We start from the raw sequence: 14,524 nt of genomic DNA on the forward strand, positions 1-14,524 counted from the left end.
GACGAGAAGGGCTGTCCGTGCGATGACTCGACGACAGGTTTGGCTCACCCCGCCCGTGTTCGGCGATCCGGCCGAGGAACGCCGGTACCGGAAGACACATCTGACGGCCGCCCTGAGGATCTTCGGCTCCCTCGGCTACGACGAGGGCATCGCCGGCCACCTCTCGGTGCGTGACCCCGAACGCCCGGACCACTTCTGGGTCAACCCCTTCGGCGTCGCCTTCGGCAAAGTACGCCTCGACGACCTGATCCTCGTCTCGCCGGACGGTGACGTGATCGAGGGCGACCGCCCGGTCAACCACTCGGGCTGGGTACTGCACAACGCGATCCTCCGGGCGCGGCCTGACGTGATCTCCGTGGTCCACGCGCATTCCGCGCACGGCAAGGCGTGGTCGGCGCTCGGCCGGCTGCTCGACCCGCTCACCCAGGACGCCTGTGTCTTCCACCGCGACCACGCCCTGATCAAGTTCAACGGGCTCCTGCGCACCCCCGCCCAGGGCCAGGAGGTCGCCGGGGGACTCGGTTCCTGCAAGGCGGCGATCCTCCAGAACCATGGTCTGCTGACCGTCGGCGCCGGCATCGACGAGGCCGCCTGGTGGTTCGTCGCCATGGACCGCGCCTGTCACGTGCAGCTGATGGCCGAGGCGGCCGGCGAGGTGAGCCGCGTCCCGGAGGACCTCGCCGAGAGCGCCGGCGCGGGACCCGTCACGGATCGGAGCAGGTTGTACGGGTGGGCCTCCTTCCAGCCCATGGTCGAGGCCGTGCTGGAGGACGCCCCGGAGATGCTGCTTCCCAGACCCCGGAAGGGGTGACCCGTGCGCGCCGTCGTGGTCCACCCCGGTATGGACGTGCGAGTGGAGCGGGTGCCGGATCCCGGGCCGTGCGAGGACCACGGGGCCGTGGTCGCGGTACGGCTCGCCGGGATCTGCGGGTCCGATCTGCGGACGCTCCGCACCGGTCGGACCGCCCACCGCCCGGGTCACGAGTTCGTCGGCGACGTCGTCGCGGTCGGCGCCGGGGTCGGACGGTGGCGACCGGGCAGCCGGGTCTTCGGCTCCGCCCTCGTCGGCTGCGGCCGATGCGCTCACTGCCGGGCATCCGACCCTCTGCGGTGTCACGACGGGAGCCGCGTACTCGGCGAGGGCCCCGATCTGCCGGGCGCGCAGGCCGACTACGTGTACGTACCGGCGGCCGACCGGTCCCTGCACGCGCAGGGCACCTTCAGCGATGCCACGGCTCTGCTGCTCACCGACGCCCTGCCGACCGGCTGGGCGGGCGCCGAACGGCTGGACGTGGGGCCCGCGGACGACGTCCTGGTCGTGGGGCTGGGGCCGGTCGGACTGTGTGCCGTGGCCGTCTGCTCGATGCGGGGGGCACGCAGGATCTTCGTGGCCGATCCGGACGGGGAGCGGCGGCGGTCGGCGGAACGCCTCGGCGCGGAGCCGCTCGATCCTCTCCTGCCGGTCCCGGAACAGATCCGCGAGCACACCGGCGGCGGGGCCCACTGCGTGTTCGACGCCGTCGGAGACCGGGAGTCGGTGGCCGAGGCGATCAGGTCCGCCGCGGTCGGGGGCCGGGTGGCGCTGCTCGGCATGGCGGTGGCCGCCGACACTCCCGTACCGCTGCGCCGCGTCGGTGCGTACGGTCTGACACTCCACGGGGTGATCTGCGCACCGTCGGCGATCTGGCCGGGCCTGGTCCCCGAGGTCACCGCCGGGCGTTTCGACCTCGACCGGATCGTGGCCGCGCCCCGGCCGTTGCGGGACGCCCGCCACGCCTACGACGACGCCCTCGCCGCGATCGGTGGAGCCAAGTTCCCGCTGCGGCCCTGAAGCATGTGCGCACGCCCCGTCCCGCTGTTCCTCCTCAGACGCGAAGGACTTCGCCATGTCGTCAGTGGAGCACTGCCGCTTTCGCCCGCCCCGGACAGGTCACCTCCTGATGTGGGAAGTGACGAGGTACTGCAATCTCGCCTGCGCCCATTGCTGCACCGACGCCAGCCCGCTGCTGCGCCGTACGCCCGCGGTCTCCACCGAGAGCGCGCTGCGCCTGATCTCGGAACTGCCCGCCCTCGGGATCACGAGCATGACGCTCTCCGGAGGCGAGCCGCTGCTCCGCCCCGACCTGCCCCGGCTGCTCGACCTCGCCGGGCATCTCGGTGTCGGCGTCTACCTGAACACCAACGGCTATCCGATCACCCGCCGCCGCGCCGAGGCGCTCCGGGCCGCCGGCGTGCGGATGGTGACCATCAGCCTGGACAGCCACCGGGCGGAGGACCACAACACCATCCGCCGGAACCCGTCGGCCTTCGACCGGGCCGTACGCGGCATACGCGAGTGCCTGCGCGCGGGGGTCCCCGTACGTGTGTCGGGCGTCATCACCCCCGATCTGCTGCCCGAGTTGGAGGAATACGTCGCCTTCGTGGCCGGGCTCGGGGTTCCTCGCGTCGTGCTCAACACGGCCTTCCCGGTCGGCAGGGCACGCCGGAACCCGGCGCTCGTCCCCTCACCCGACCCCGGACTGGCCGCCCACCTCGACACGCTGAAGCACAGGTACGCCGCCGGCGGCCCGCAGCTCGACCACTCTCTGGGCGCAGACGAGGGCGGGAGCAACGGCGCAGGTCGCACGGCCGCACCGGCCACCTGCGCGGCGGGCACCCGCATCCTGCACATCGCCGCCAACGGCGACGTCTCGGGCTGCTCGTGGCTCTACAAACTCGACCCCGGCCGGTTCAGGCTCGGCAACATCACCCGGTCCTCCCTCACCGACATACTCCGCCGGGTGCCCGCGATGCGGGCCTCGCTCCCCCGGACGACGGAAGGGTGCCCGCTGACCGATGTGGAAGCCGAGACCGCCTGACGACGAATGGCGCCGGACGGCGCGGCGCGCGCTGCTCGGCAGCGACGAGGCTCCGGGCTCCGTCGTCCTCACCCCGATGGGACGCCTTTTCCGGGCTGTCACCCGGCAGCACACCGTGCGCACGGACGGCTGGCTGACCACCGGCACGTTCGGCGCCGCGACGGTGGTCTGGACACCGCAGGGACAGCCCGTCGCCGACGCCCTCGCCGCCCTCGAACCCGGTACACACGTCACTTTCGTCGGACTGTGCGGTTCCCTGAGGCGGCATCCCCTGGGCTCCGCCGTCGCGATCGCCGCCGCCGTGGGCGCGGACGGCCGCCGGCACCACCCCCGGCTCGGCTTTGCCTCCGCGGTGACCCACGCGACGAACGCCCAGGTCACCTCGTTCCTGGAGGCCGAGCAACGCCATGCCGAGCTGACCGGTCTGGCGGACACCGTGGACATGGAGACGGCCACCGTCCTCGCGTGCGCGGAGGCCTTCGGCCTCGCGTCCCGGGCGTTGCTGCTGGTGTCGGATCACAACCGTTCCCCGAGTCCGTTCACGGCACCGCCGCACCCCATGGAGGAAGCCCTGCGCCGACTTCCGTACGTGCTCGACCGACTTCTGTGAGTCAAGCAGGACCGGGCCGGAATGCATACGCCTATAGTGGGCGTTTGCAAATAACGTCGCACGCAAGCAATAGTGGCGACTCCCACCCGCGGGGCTTCGGTGGCCCCTTCCTCTCGCACAGCAGGAGACCCAGTGAGCACGATCTTCGAGCCCTACACCCTTCGCTCGCTGACCATTCCCAACCGGATCTGGATGGCAGCGATGTGCCAGTACAGCGCCGCGCCGGACGGTGCGCAGACGGGCGTGCCGAACGACTGGCACTTCGCGCACCTGGCCGCGCGCGCCACCGGAGGCACCGGGCTGATCATCACCGAGGCCACCGCGGTCAGCCCCGAGGGCCGGATCAGCCCGTACGACCTGGGCATCTGGAACGAGACCCAGGTGGAGGCCTTCCGCCGGATCACCGGGTTCCTGAAGTCGCAGGGCACCGTTCCCGGTATTCAGCTGGCGCACGCCGGCCGCAAGGCGTCCACCGAGCGGACCTGGGTCGACCGCGGTGCCCAGATCATGCCCGACGAGCGGTACGGCTGGACGCCGGTCGGACCGAGCGTCGTGCCGTTCGACGAGAACTCGACGGTTCCGGAGGAGCTGACGGTCGAGCAGATCGGCGCCGTCGTACAGGACTTCGCCGATGCCGCGCGGCGCGCCCTGGACGCCGGTTTCCAGGTCGCCGAGATCCATGGCGCCCACGGCTACCTGATCCACCAGTTCCTCTCCCCCTTCAGCAACCGGCGCACCGACGCCTACGGCGGCGACTTCCAGGGGCGTATCCGCTTCGCCCTCGAAGTCGTCGACGCGGTCCGGGCCGTCTGGCCGCAGGATCTGCCGGTCTTCTTCCGCATCTCCGCCACCGACTGGCTGCGGGAGAACGGCGACGAGCGCGAGGGATGGACGGCGGACGACTCCGTACGCTTCGCCAAGGAACTCCAGGCGCGGGGAGTCGACCTGATGGACGTCTCCACCGGCGGCAACGTGGCGGACACGTCGATCGCGGTCGGCCCCGACTATCAGGTGCCCTACGCGCAACGTGTGCGCGCGGAGGCGGGCATGCCGGTGGCGGCCGTCGGTCTGATCACCGAGCCCGAGCAGGCAGAGTCGATCGTGGCGTCGGGCCGGGCGGACGCCGTCCTGCTCGGCCGTGAACTGCTGCGCGACCCGTACTGGGCCCGCCACGCGGCCCAGGCCCTGGGCGGGCAGGTTCCCACCCCGGTCCAGTACCACCGGGCGTGAGCCACCCCCTCCCCGGGCGGCACGGTCCGCCCTGCCGCCCCGGGACCGTGCGCCGGTACGGCATCGTCCACCCGGCCCGCGGGCACACCCCGCGGGCCGGGCGCGCGGCACCCGCGTCACCCGCCTGACCCGCTCACCGAGCGTCGTCGCCCCGCACAGTGAGGCTGGGAACGGGAGCGGTCGCCGTGACCGCTCGCCGGGCCGGCCGAAGGAGCAGGGGATGCGCATCGATCTCGCTGGACGGACCGCTTTGGTGACGGGATCGACGCAGGGCATCGGGGAGGCCATCGCGGCCGGTCTCGGCCGCGCCGGGGCCCGGGTCTGCGTCAACGGGCGCGATCCGAGCCGGGTCGACGAAGCCGTCACACGGCTGCGGGGCTCGGTGCCCGAGGGCGATTTCGTCCCGGTCGCCGTCGACGTGACGACGGAGAGAGGCACCGACCGCGCCTACGAGATGGTGCCGGACGTCGACATCCTCATCAACAACCTCGGCATCTACGGCGCGAAGGACGCGCTCGACATCGACGACGACGAATGGCGCCTGTATTTCGAGGTGAACGTCCTCACCGCCGTGCGTCTCACCCGGATGTACCTGCCGCGGATGCTGGAGCGGGACTGGGGGCGCGTCCAGTACATCTCCAGCGAGTCCGGCGTGGCGATCCCCGCCGAAATGATCCAGTACGGCATGACCAAGACCGCGATGCTCGCCCTCGGCCGCGGCTTCGCCAAGAAGGCCGCGGGGTCCGGCGTCACGGTGAACTCGGTCCTCGCCGGCCCCACCCACACCGGCGGAGTGGAGGAGTTCGTCCGGGGACTGGTCGGCGGCGACCTGCCCTGGGAGGAGACACAGCGGACCTTCATGCGCGAGCACCGGCCCCAGTCGCTGCTGCAACGCCTGATCGAACCGGCGGAGATCGCCAACATGGTGGTGTACCTCAGCTCGGACCTCGCCTCGGCGACCACGGGCGGCGCCCTGCGGGTCGACGGCGGCTGCGTCGACGCGATCGTTCCCTGAGCGCACCGCCCCGCTCGCGCCGCCCGCCGCCCGCACCGGCCGGCTCGTACGGGCTTCGCTCCCGTCCGCACACCCCGGGCCGCCTCGGAGCCCGGCGGCTAGAATCTTCTGGATATATCGCCCAAGGTGGCGATGCAACGCATTCGGTGGAACGACAGCGGTCGCCTCCGTCACGGCGGAGGCGGCAGAAGATCCAGAAGCGGTGCGATGGGGATGGTGCTCGCAGTCCTGTTTGCCCTCTTGTCGGCGACCAGCAATGCCTTGGGGACCGTACTCCAGCGACGTGCGGTGCTGAAGGTACCCGCATCCCAGTCGAAGCGATTCGGCCTTGTCCGGACCCTGCTGCACAATCCGGCCTGGTTCGGCGGAATCCTCGGCGTGGTGGGCGCCGCCCTCTTCCAGGCACTGGCCCTGGCGGCGGGATCCCTGGCCGCCATCCAGCCGATCTTCATCCTCGAACTTCCGCTCGCGCTCCTCATCGGCAGCGTCGTCTTCCGCGTCGGAGTGTCCCGGAAGGCCTGGCTGTGCGTGGTGTTCATCTTCGCCGGGCTGGCGATCAGCCTCTTCTCCACGGCACCCAGCGGCGGACGTTCCCAGGTCCCCGGAATCTGGTGGGTGCCCACCCTCGCACTGGCCGGCGGGCTGGCCGTCGCCCTCGTCCTGACGGGTCTGCGCCGGCCCCACGGCCTGTCCCGCGCCGCCTGCCTGGCCGCGGCCGCAGCCATCGGCAACGCGCTCACCGCGGCGCTGGTCAAGTCGTCGATGAGCATCCTCTCGGAGGAGGGAGCCGTCGGCTTCTTCCTGGCCTGGCAGACCTACGCCTTCGCGATCGCGGGTTCGTCAGCCATCTTCCTGCTCGGGTACGCCCTGCAGGCCGGCCCGCTCATCGCGTCACAGCCCGCCCTCACCCTGGGCGACGCGGTCATGAGCTTCTGTCTGGGAGTCACGCTCTACGCGGAGACACTGCGGCAGGGAGTGTGGCTGGCGCCCGCCCTCCTCGGCGTGGCCCTGTTGTCCTACGGCGTCTTCGCCCTGTCCCGCACCCGCTGCCTGGAGCACTGCATCCATCCGGACACCGAGGAATGTGCGCCCCAGGACGGCAAAACGGCGACCGCGACCCTGTGAGACATCGCGTCCGGCCGCTCGACCTGCGGAATCACCCGTCAGCCGGCGGACTCCGCCCCGGCGGGCGATCTTGTCAGGTCGATCCGAGAATGAGCGTGGGCAGGTCGGCCCGGCGCGGCTGAGGTCGTCCGCCGTGCCGCTTCCGGTCAGGCCCGCGGGACGTGCCGGACACACCCGGGGCCGGAGAGGAACGGTCACTGATGTCGGACGACAGAGCCGAACGCATCGCGGATTTCATCCGGCCCCTGCGGGTGAAGCCCGGGTCGAAGGTGAACCTGGGCCGTGACTTCGACCCCCGGTACAGGGCCGGACTCAAGAAGCGGGACGGGGTCGAGCTGCTGCGGGCCGGGGTGTCGCTGCTCGCCGAGTACCAGGACCGGCTGGCCGCCCAGGACACGTACGGCGTGCTGCTGTGCCTCCAGGCGCTCGACGCCGGCGGCAAGGACGGAACGATCCGTCATGTGATGAGCGGCGTCAATCCGCAGGGCGTCCGGGTGAGCAGCTTCAAGGTGCCCTCCGCGGAGGAACTCGACCACGACTATCTGTGGCGGTACGCACGGCGGCTGCCCGCCCGGGGCGAGATAGCCATCTTCAACCGCTCCCACTACGAAGAAGTGCTGGTCGTCCGGGTGCACCCGGAGAATCTCCTCCGGCAGAAACTCCCGGACAGCACGCGCGGCGCCGGCATCTGGGAGCGGCGCTACCGGGAGATCAACAACTGGGAGCGCTACCTCACCGACAACGGGTTCAAGGTGGTCAAGGTCTTCCTGAACCTCTCCAAGGAGGAGCAGCGGACCCGGTTCCTGAAGCGGATCGACCTGCCGGACAAGAACTGGAAGTTCTCCGCGGCCGACGTCCGGGAGCGCCGCCACTGGGACGAGTACCAGAGCGCGTTCTCCGAGATGCTGTCGGCCACCAGCACGCGCTGGGCGCCCTGGTACGTCGTACCGGCGGACCGGAAGTGGTTCGCCCGGATCTGCACGGCGGCCGTGCTCGCGCACACGCTGATGGACATCGACCCCCGTTACCCCGCCGTGGACGACGAGGCTCGTGCGGACCTGCTCGTCGCGAAACGCGAACTGGAGCAGGAGGCCCCGGCCGGCGCCCCCGCCGATCCCTACGCGTCACGGCACGGAGACGCCGACCGATGACCGCACGGCCGCAGGCGTAGCCGCCGGCGTGAGCGTGGCCGTCGGTCCGGGAACGGGGACGGGCTACGCAGGCTCGCGTCCCGCCGCCGTCCGGCCCATCGTGAGTGCCAGGCGCCGCACCCTGCGCCAGTCCACGGGCGGGGCCGAGTGGGGCACCCCCGGACGGTGCCGGGGCACGCGGACACGCAGCTCACGGGACGGCAGACGGCAGCGCACCGGGGTGCGCAGAAGCAGCGCCTCGCCGTCGACGCCGACCGGGATGACGGGGGCGTCGGCGTCGATGACGACCTCCCGGGCCGTGGCGACGGTCAGCCCGCGCCCCCGCCCGCCGCGCAGCAGCAGTTCCGTCGCCTCGGCGGCGCTGGCGACGTCGACGCCCAGCACGCCCAGTTCGCCGGAGTCCAGTCGTTCCCGGCGCCCGAGGCCCGCCGAGTCGCCGCGCCCGTAGGGGTTGTTGCTCACCAGCAGTGCCTGCGGGGCGTTCAGGGTGAGGGAACCGGCCCGGACCCTGAGCCGGGCCCCGGCGTGGTGGGTCAGCAGGTCGGGCAGCGTCTCCAGGACGGTGCGGGCCTTGTCGTCGCGGTAGGCGGGACTCTGCACCACGGCCGCGTAGGCACCGAACGAGGCGTTGTTGACGAAGACGCGCTCGGTGGTCTCGCCGTTCGCCTCGCCCGCCTCGATGTGTCCCAGGTCGACCCGCATCTCGACACCGTCGGACAGGGCCGCCAGACAGGTCGAGGGGTCCTGCCGGTCCAGGCCCAGGTCCATGGCGAAGTGGTTGCGGGTGCCGGCGCTGATCACCATGAAGGGGATGTCGTTCTCCGCGGCCACACCGGCGACCAGGGCCTGGGTGCCGTCGCCGCCCGCGACCCCGAGCAGGTCGGCTCCGTCCCGCACGGCCCGCCGGGCCAGTTCGGCCACGTCCTGGCGATGGTCCGGGTCCAGCACGACGACCTCGGCGCCGAGCTCCCTGGCCCGCTCGGCCAGGTGGAACTTCTCGACCTTTCCGCCGCCGGAGCGCGGATTCATGATCAGGAACGGGTGCTCGGGCCGGCCGGCGGACCGCTCGGGCATGCCGGGCGCGCCGCCGTCGGTCAGTGCGGCCCGGCCCGCGGACAGGGCCAGCGACCACAGACCGAGCGAGACCAGTACGACCCACAGCAGCCCGGCGGCGGCGTACAGCACCAGGACGGTGATCGGCGCGGCGACGACCAGCAGTGCGGCCAGCGCCCGGACCCAGCCGGTGTGGGTGAGCAGCCACCAGATACCGGCGGCGGTCAGCGCGATCCCGGCCAGCCCCACCGCCACCAGGACCACGCTCGCGATCCCCGCGAAGACCAGCAGTACGGCAACGGCCGCCACGCCCGACGCGAGGGCGAGCCGCGCGGTCCAGCGCCTGTTCATGGGCAACCTCCCGCTCGACTCTCAGGCTACGAGCGGTCACCACGGGCGGCATGTCCACGGTGGGTGGCTGCGTCGCGCACCGCCGCGGAACCAGGCCCCGCTACAGCAGGCGCAGGACGCCGACCACCTTGCCGAGGATCTGTGCCTCGTCACCGGGGATCGGCTCGTAGGACGGGTTGCGCGGCATGAGCCAGACCCGTCCGTCCTGGAGGCGCAGCACCTTGACGGTGGCCTCGTCCTCCAGGAGCGCGACCACGATGTCGCCGTGGTCGGCGCTGTCCTGCCGCCGGACCGTCACGATGTCGCCGTCGCAGATCGCCGCCTCGATCATGGAGTCGCCGGACACCGTGAGAGCGAACAGATCGCCGTCGCCGACGATCTGGCGGGGCAGGGAGTAGACGTCCTCGATCATCTCCTCCGCGAGCAGGGGTGCTCCGGCGGCGATCCGGCCGACGAGCGGAACCTCGACGGGAGCCTCGCTCCTGCTGCCCAGGTCCGGCGCCCACGCGGACCGGACCCGGTAGGCGCGGGGACGGTGCGGATCGCGGTAGAGGACCCCCTTGCGCTCCAGCGCCATCAACTGGTGGGCGACCGAGGAGGTGCTGGCGAGGTTCACGGCCTCGCCGATCTCCCGCATCGACGGAGGGTAGCCGAGCCGGGCCACCGTCTCCGTGATGTACCGGACGATGGCCGCCTGGCGGCTGGTCAGCTCGCCCTCGGTGTTCCGGGTGCCCGGTGGGCGGCCCCGACGTGCCGGCGCGCTGTTCTCCATCTGGGCACCTCCGTACAAGATCGTTCGGATCGACCCTAACCTGCCATCCCCCATAAATGGAACACCGTGTCGAATCCCGACTACCGTCGGCTCCGATCAGGCGCCGGTCGGAGGTCCTGTCGCACGGCGACGTCACTCGGGGCGCGGGCCGCCGGAACACGGCCGAGCAGCCACTTCACGTGGCTGCTCGCGAGAGGGAGGGTGCACGTCGCACGGGTGGTCGGACCTCGGCGCAGCGGCGTACGACCCGCCTCGGTCAGGGCGGGCCGTACGCCGCTGCTGCCGGCCCCGGCTCGGAACCCGCCGTCAGAAGCCGAGATCGCTGAGGCCGGGATGGTCGTCGGGGCGCCGGCCGATGGGCCAGTGGTACTTCCGGTCGGCCTCCGCGATCGGCAGATCGTTGATGCAGGCGAGACGGACGCGCATCAGGCCGTCCTCGCCGAACTCCCAGTTCTCGTTGCCGTACGAGCGGTACCACTGGCCGGAGTCGTCGTGGCACTCGTAGGCGAACCGCACCGCGATGCGGTTTCCGTCGAAGGCCCACAGTTCCTTGATGAGCCGGTAGTCCAGCTCCCGGTTCCACTTGCGGGTCAGGAAGGCGACGATCTCGTCGCGTCCGTGGACGAACTCCGCCCGGTTGCGCCAGCGCGAGTCCTCGGAGTAGCCGAGCGCCACCTTCCGCGGATCGCGGGTGTTCCACGCGTCCTCAGCCAGGCGGACCTTCTCGACGGCGGTCTCCCGCGTGAACGGCGGCAGGGGTGGACGTGTGCTCATGGTTTCCTCCCGGGACGAAGCACCCACGCCCGGGCGGGCATCATCGGTCGCGCGATGACGCTCCGGTCACCCGCCGACCACCGCGCCCGTGCCGCGCTGCCCCACGAGTGCGGTGAAGCGGTCCGGGCGCGGCTCGCGCCACCAGGCGCCGTACGGTCCGAGGTCCGCGTCCGAGCGGTACACGACGGCGGTCGGCGTGCCGACGCTCCAGACGCCGTCCCGCCACATCAGGCTCACGGTGCGCCGGGGTGGGGTCTGAAGGTTCCAGAAGGTTCGTACCGGCGCGGACAGGGCCTGCACGATCAGAGCCCGGGCGACGGTCGGCTCCACGACCGCCAGGACCCGGCCCGTCTGCGACGTCAGGGAGCCGAGCCAGTCCCCGGTCCGGGCGCAGAGGCGGCGCACCGTCTCCCCTCCGTGCGGTGCGGCGTCGGGGTCGGTGAGCCAGGCGCTGTACCCGTAGGGATCGGTCGCCACTATCTCGGCGGGCCTGCGCCCGCGCCATGTGCCGTGGTCGAGGTCGCGCAGCGCCGGCTCCACCGCGGGCTTGAGCCCGAGGAAGGCGGCGGTGAAGGCGCAGCGGGTCGACGGCGACCGTACGGCGGAGAAGTGGGGTGGAAGCGCCGCGAGGGCCGCGCCCGCCTCGGGGAGATCGCGCTCTGTCAGTGACGTGTCGCCCAGGACCGCCTCAGTCGAGGTGGCCGGGCGGTGCGCGCAAAGGAGTGTCAGGCGGATCGTCATTCGGCTGCCCTCCAGATCGGCGTGGTCCTGCGTGACGCCGGAGGATGCGGCACCGCCCCGGACTGCCCGGCCGGTGGCGGTGGCGGCGTCCTGCCGACGCCCGTGAGCGGCCCTGCCGCGGCCACCGGCGCCGATGCACGGCGCGCGGCGGTCGACACGTTGCACGTCACGTTCTCCAGCTTCGCCAGACCGGCTCGCGGAAACCATCCGGCACAAGTCCGGAACATCCCCGCCGACTGGCTGGCCGGAGCCCAGCCACCTGGAGGGTCGCCCGTGTGGGCAAGCGCGCCGCCGGTCGGCGTGGTACGACGGAGAGTGGTCCGATCGTTGGTGGGAGCGCACGTGATCCGGGTACTGGTGGTCGACGATGAGGCCCTGATCCGTACGGGGTTCAGCCGCATCCTGGACGCCGCGGACGAGATCGAGGTCGTGGGAGCGGTTCCAGGGGGAGACGCCGTCCGGACGACGCAGGAGACGCGTCCCGACGTGGTGCTGCTGGACATCCGTATGCCGGACGTGGACGGACTCACCGTCCTGGCGGATCTGTGCCGGCTCCGGGAGCCCCCGGTGGTGGCCATGCTCACGACGTTCGACATGGACGAATACGTGGCCACGGCGCTGCGCCGGGGCGCGGCGGGCTTCCTGCTCAAGGACACCGACCCCGAGGAGCTGCCGTTCCTGGTGCGTTCCCTGGCGGACGGGGGCACGGTGCTCTCGTCCAAGGTGACGCGGACCGTGGTGGACGGATATCTCGAAGCCGGTGGTCAGCGACCGTCCGTGCGCGGGGTGGAGCGGCTCACCGATCGTGAGCGCACCGTCCTCGTCCTGATCGCTGAGGGGTTGTCCAACGCGCACATCGCCGAGCGGATGCATCTGAGCACCGGCACGGTGAAGGACCATGTGAGCGCCATCCTCACCAAACTGGAGGTGGGCAGTCGCGTCCAGGCGGTCGTGGTCGCCGAACGGGCCGGACTGCTCAGACCACCCCGCGAGCCGGAGCCATGATGATCCCCCGCCCGTCGGCCGGCGTACTGCGTGACGCCGCGTTCGTCGCGGCGGCACTGCTCGACGTCTGGGTGCACGTCGAGCCGGACGAGCCGAAGCGCCTGGCCCTGGCCCTGTTCGCGGCCAGCGCGCTCGTACTGCGTCGGCGGCTGCCGATGCTCACCTTCGTGCTGACCCTGCCCGCCGTGGTCTTCTCGGACGCGATCTTCGCCTGTCTGGCGGCGCTGTACACCCTGGCCACGTTCACCCGGCGCCGGACCCTGCTGGCCGCCTGCGGGATGGCGTACACGCTCAGCGACATGACCGACTGGACCCCGGGGCCGTCGCTGAATCTCTGGAGCCCGTCGGGTCTGATCACGCTCGGTTATACGGCCGCGACGGCCGCGGCTCCCATCTTCCTGGGGCAGCTCGTACAGGCCCGGCGGGACCTGTCGCTGCGGCTCACCGAGATCTCCCAGGCGCGTGATCACGAGCGCAGGCTGAGCGCTCAGGCCGTCCTGGCCGAGGAACGCGCCAAGCTCGCCCGCGAGATGCACGACGTGGTCTCCCACCAGGTCAGCCTGATCGCCGTGCAGGCCGGTGCGCTCCAGGTCGGCGCGCAGGACACCGAGGTCAAGCGGGCCGCGGCGACGATCCGGCGGATGAGCGTGCAGACGCTCGACGAGCTGCGGCACATGGTCAATGTGCTGCGCGACTCCCACGGCCGCCCGACGGAACTGACTCCGCAGCCGTCCCTGACGGATCTGCGGCGACTGATCGACAGCAGTGGCATCGACGCCGAGCTGAAGGCGGAACTGCCCGACGGCCTTCCGCCGACGCTCCAGCGCGCCGTCTACCGCACCGTCCAGGAGGCGCTGACCAACGTACGCAAACACGCCCCCGGCGCCACCGCCACCGTCCGCCTGACCTACGAGGGCAACGCCGTCCATCTGAAGGTCAGCAACACCGCGCCCACCCGGCCTGCGCTTCCGCTGCCCGGCGCGGAGTACGGCCTGGTCGCCCTGCGGCAGCGTGCCGCCCTCCTCGGCGGCACCGTCAGCACCGGTCCGACCCCGGACGGCGGCTACGAGCTGCGCCTGGTGCTGCCGGTGAAGAAGGCCCCGTGAACGGGTCGGCCGGGCGCCGCGTGCCTTCTCGGCCCCGGGGCCTCAGTGGTCCTTCAGCAGTGCCTGGCACGCTGAGCGGGCGGTCCAGGCCTGGGCGCGGTCGAACGGCCAGGCCCGTTCGCCGACGAGTGTCATCCAGGCGTGCGGGCCGAGGTGGAACCACAGCAGATCGACGGCCTCCTCGCGGGAGACGTCGCCGCGCAGGGCGCCGAGTTCCACGAGGCGGTCGGCCACCCGGGTCAGCGCCTGGACGTAGTCGTCGGCTCCTTTGTCCAGGACGGCTTTGACCGCGGGCTCCCCGGGCGGGTTCCGGTAGAAGAGGCCGTACACGAGGTCCCAGTGGCGTTCATGGGTGAGCCGGGTGCCCTCGGCGGTCAGCTCGACGACCGCGCGGGGATCGTCGGCGGCCTCCACCGCGGCGAGGGTGTCGGCGATGGCCGGTTCGGTCAGGGCGGGCTTGAGCAGCTCGGTGAGGATGCTGGGCTTGTTCCCCACGCTGGTGTACACCGTCGGCACGGCGACCCTCGCCGCCTCCGCGATCTCCCCGATCGTGACCCCGGCGTACCCGCGCGCCAGGAACAGCGTGTGCGCGTTGCTCAGGATGGCCCCGCGTGTGGCGGCTGCCGAGTCGGTGCGGCGGGGGGAGTTGTACTTCCGAATGCTCACCGACGAAGCATACACCATCCACAATGAGTCACTTTATTGACGATAAAAGCCTCTAATGAATATGATC

At 71.5% G+C, this 14,524-nt stretch carries 15 protein-coding genes; 10 read left to right on the forward strand and 5 right to left on the reverse strand.

Annotation, left to right across the window (positions count from 1 at the left end):
• Nucleotides 1-22: 22 nt before the first annotated feature.
• From DN051_RS04505 to DN051_RS04540, 8 genes are all read left to right on the forward strand, one after another.
• On the forward strand, nucleotides 23-811 hold the full coding sequence (locus tag DN051_RS04505; protein ID WP_053756268.1) for a class II aldolase/adducin family protein: 789 nt from the start codon (nucleotides 23-25) through the stop codon (nucleotides 809-811).
• Nucleotides 812-814: 3 nt separating this feature from the next.
• A complete protein-coding gene (locus DN051_RS04510; RefSeq protein ID WP_112438045.1) occupies nucleotides 815-1,831 on the forward strand; it encodes a zinc-dependent alcohol dehydrogenase in 1,017 nt (338 codons plus the stop codon).
• 109 nt (nucleotides 1,832-1,940) lie between these two features.
• Nucleotides 1,941-2,858: a radical SAM/SPASM domain-containing protein gene (locus DN051_RS04515; protein ID WP_162624851.1), complete on the forward strand. Its 918-nt coding sequence runs from the start codon at nucleotides 1,941-1,943 to the stop codon at nucleotides 2,856-2,858.
• Nucleotides 2,836-3,468, forward strand: a complete 633-nt coding sequence (locus tag DN051_RS04520) for a phosphorylase family protein (protein ID WP_053756265.1) — start codon at nucleotides 2,836-2,838, stop codon at nucleotides 3,466-3,468. Before DN051_RS04515 ends, DN051_RS04520 begins: the two co-directional genes overlap by 23 nt.
• 132 nt (nucleotides 3,469-3,600) lie before the next feature.
• On the forward strand, nucleotides 3,601-4,698 hold the full coding sequence (locus tag DN051_RS04525; RefSeq protein ID WP_053756264.1) for an NADH:flavin oxidoreductase/NADH oxidase: 1,098 nt from the start codon (nucleotides 3,601-3,603) through the stop codon (nucleotides 4,696-4,698).
• Nucleotides 4,699-4,918: 220 nt separating this feature from the next.
• Entirely contained in the window at nucleotides 4,919-5,713 is a 795-nt protein-coding gene (locus tag DN051_RS04530; RefSeq protein WP_053756263.1) for an SDR family NAD(P)-dependent oxidoreductase, read from the forward strand.
• Nucleotides 5,714-5,920: 207 nt separating this feature from the next.
• Nucleotides 5,921-6,838, forward strand: a complete 918-nt coding sequence (locus DN051_RS04535) for a DMT family transporter (RefSeq protein WP_079000255.1) — start codon at nucleotides 5,921-5,923, stop codon at nucleotides 6,836-6,838.
• 200 nt (nucleotides 6,839-7,038) lie between these two features.
• A complete protein-coding gene (locus DN051_RS04540) occupies nucleotides 7,039-7,989 on the forward strand; it encodes a polyphosphate kinase 2 family protein (protein ID WP_112438047.1) in 951 nt (316 codons plus the stop codon).
• 63 nt (nucleotides 7,990-8,052) lie between these two features.
• On the opposite strand, the gene DN051_RS04545 is transcribed toward DN051_RS04540, so the two are convergent.
• The 4 genes from DN051_RS04545 to DN051_RS04560 all read right to left on the reverse strand — a co-directional run bounded on the left by DN051_RS04545 (nucleotide 8,053) and on the right by DN051_RS04560 (nucleotide 11,845).
• Nucleotides 8,053-9,393 (reverse strand): diacylglycerol/lipid kinase family protein, encoded by a 1,341-nt coding sequence (locus DN051_RS04545; protein WP_112438048.1) that lies wholly within the window; start codon nucleotides 9,391-9,393, stop codon nucleotides 8,053-8,055.
• 100 nt (nucleotides 9,394-9,493) lie between these two features.
• Complete coding sequence (gene lexA, locus DN051_RS04550) at nucleotides 9,494-10,219, reverse strand: transcriptional repressor LexA (protein ID WP_162624853.1); 726 nt, start codon at nucleotides 10,217-10,219, stop codon at nucleotides 9,494-9,496.
• Nucleotides 10,220-10,471: 252 nt separating this feature from the next.
• Entirely contained in the window at nucleotides 10,472-10,939 is a 468-nt protein-coding gene (locus DN051_RS04555; protein WP_053756258.1) for a nuclear transport factor 2 family protein, read from the reverse strand.
• A gap of 66 nt (nucleotides 10,940-11,005) precedes the next feature.
• The gene (locus DN051_RS04560; RefSeq protein ID WP_063797204.1) at nucleotides 11,006-11,845 is read right to left on the reverse strand and encodes a histidine phosphatase family protein; all 840 of its coding nucleotides are present in this window, start codon (nucleotides 11,843-11,845) and stop codon (nucleotides 11,006-11,008) included.
• Between the two features lie 177 nt (nucleotides 11,846-12,022).
• Here DN051_RS04560 and DN051_RS04565 point away from each other — a divergent pair, with 177 nt between their 5' ends.
• Together DN051_RS04565 and DN051_RS04570 are read left to right on the forward strand one after the other, a co-directional pair.
• Nucleotides 12,023-12,685: a response regulator gene (locus DN051_RS04565; RefSeq protein ID WP_053756309.1), complete on the forward strand. Its 663-nt coding sequence runs from the start codon at nucleotides 12,023-12,025 to the stop codon at nucleotides 12,683-12,685.
• Nucleotides 12,685-13,791 carry a sensor histidine kinase gene (locus DN051_RS04570; RefSeq protein WP_053756257.1) on the forward strand — a complete coding sequence of 369 codons (1,107 nt, stop codon included), beginning with the start codon at nucleotides 12,685-12,687 and terminating at the stop codon, nucleotides 13,789-13,791. Before DN051_RS04565 ends, DN051_RS04570 begins: the two co-directional genes overlap by 1 nt.
• A gap of 42 nt (nucleotides 13,792-13,833) precedes the next feature.
• Here the strand turns inward: DN051_RS04570 and DN051_RS04575 are convergent, their stop codons facing one another.
• Nucleotides 13,834-14,457: a TetR/AcrR family transcriptional regulator gene (locus DN051_RS04575; protein ID WP_053756308.1), complete on the reverse strand. Its 624-nt coding sequence runs from the start codon at nucleotides 14,455-14,457 to the stop codon at nucleotides 13,834-13,836.
• Nucleotides 14,458-14,524 lie beyond the last annotated feature (67 nt).

The sequence above is a fragment of the Streptomyces cadmiisoli genome (assembly GCF_003261055.1).
In the GTDB taxonomy this organism is placed as follows: domain Bacteria; phylum Actinomycetota; class Actinomycetes; order Streptomycetales; family Streptomycetaceae; genus Streptomyces; species Streptomyces cadmiisoli.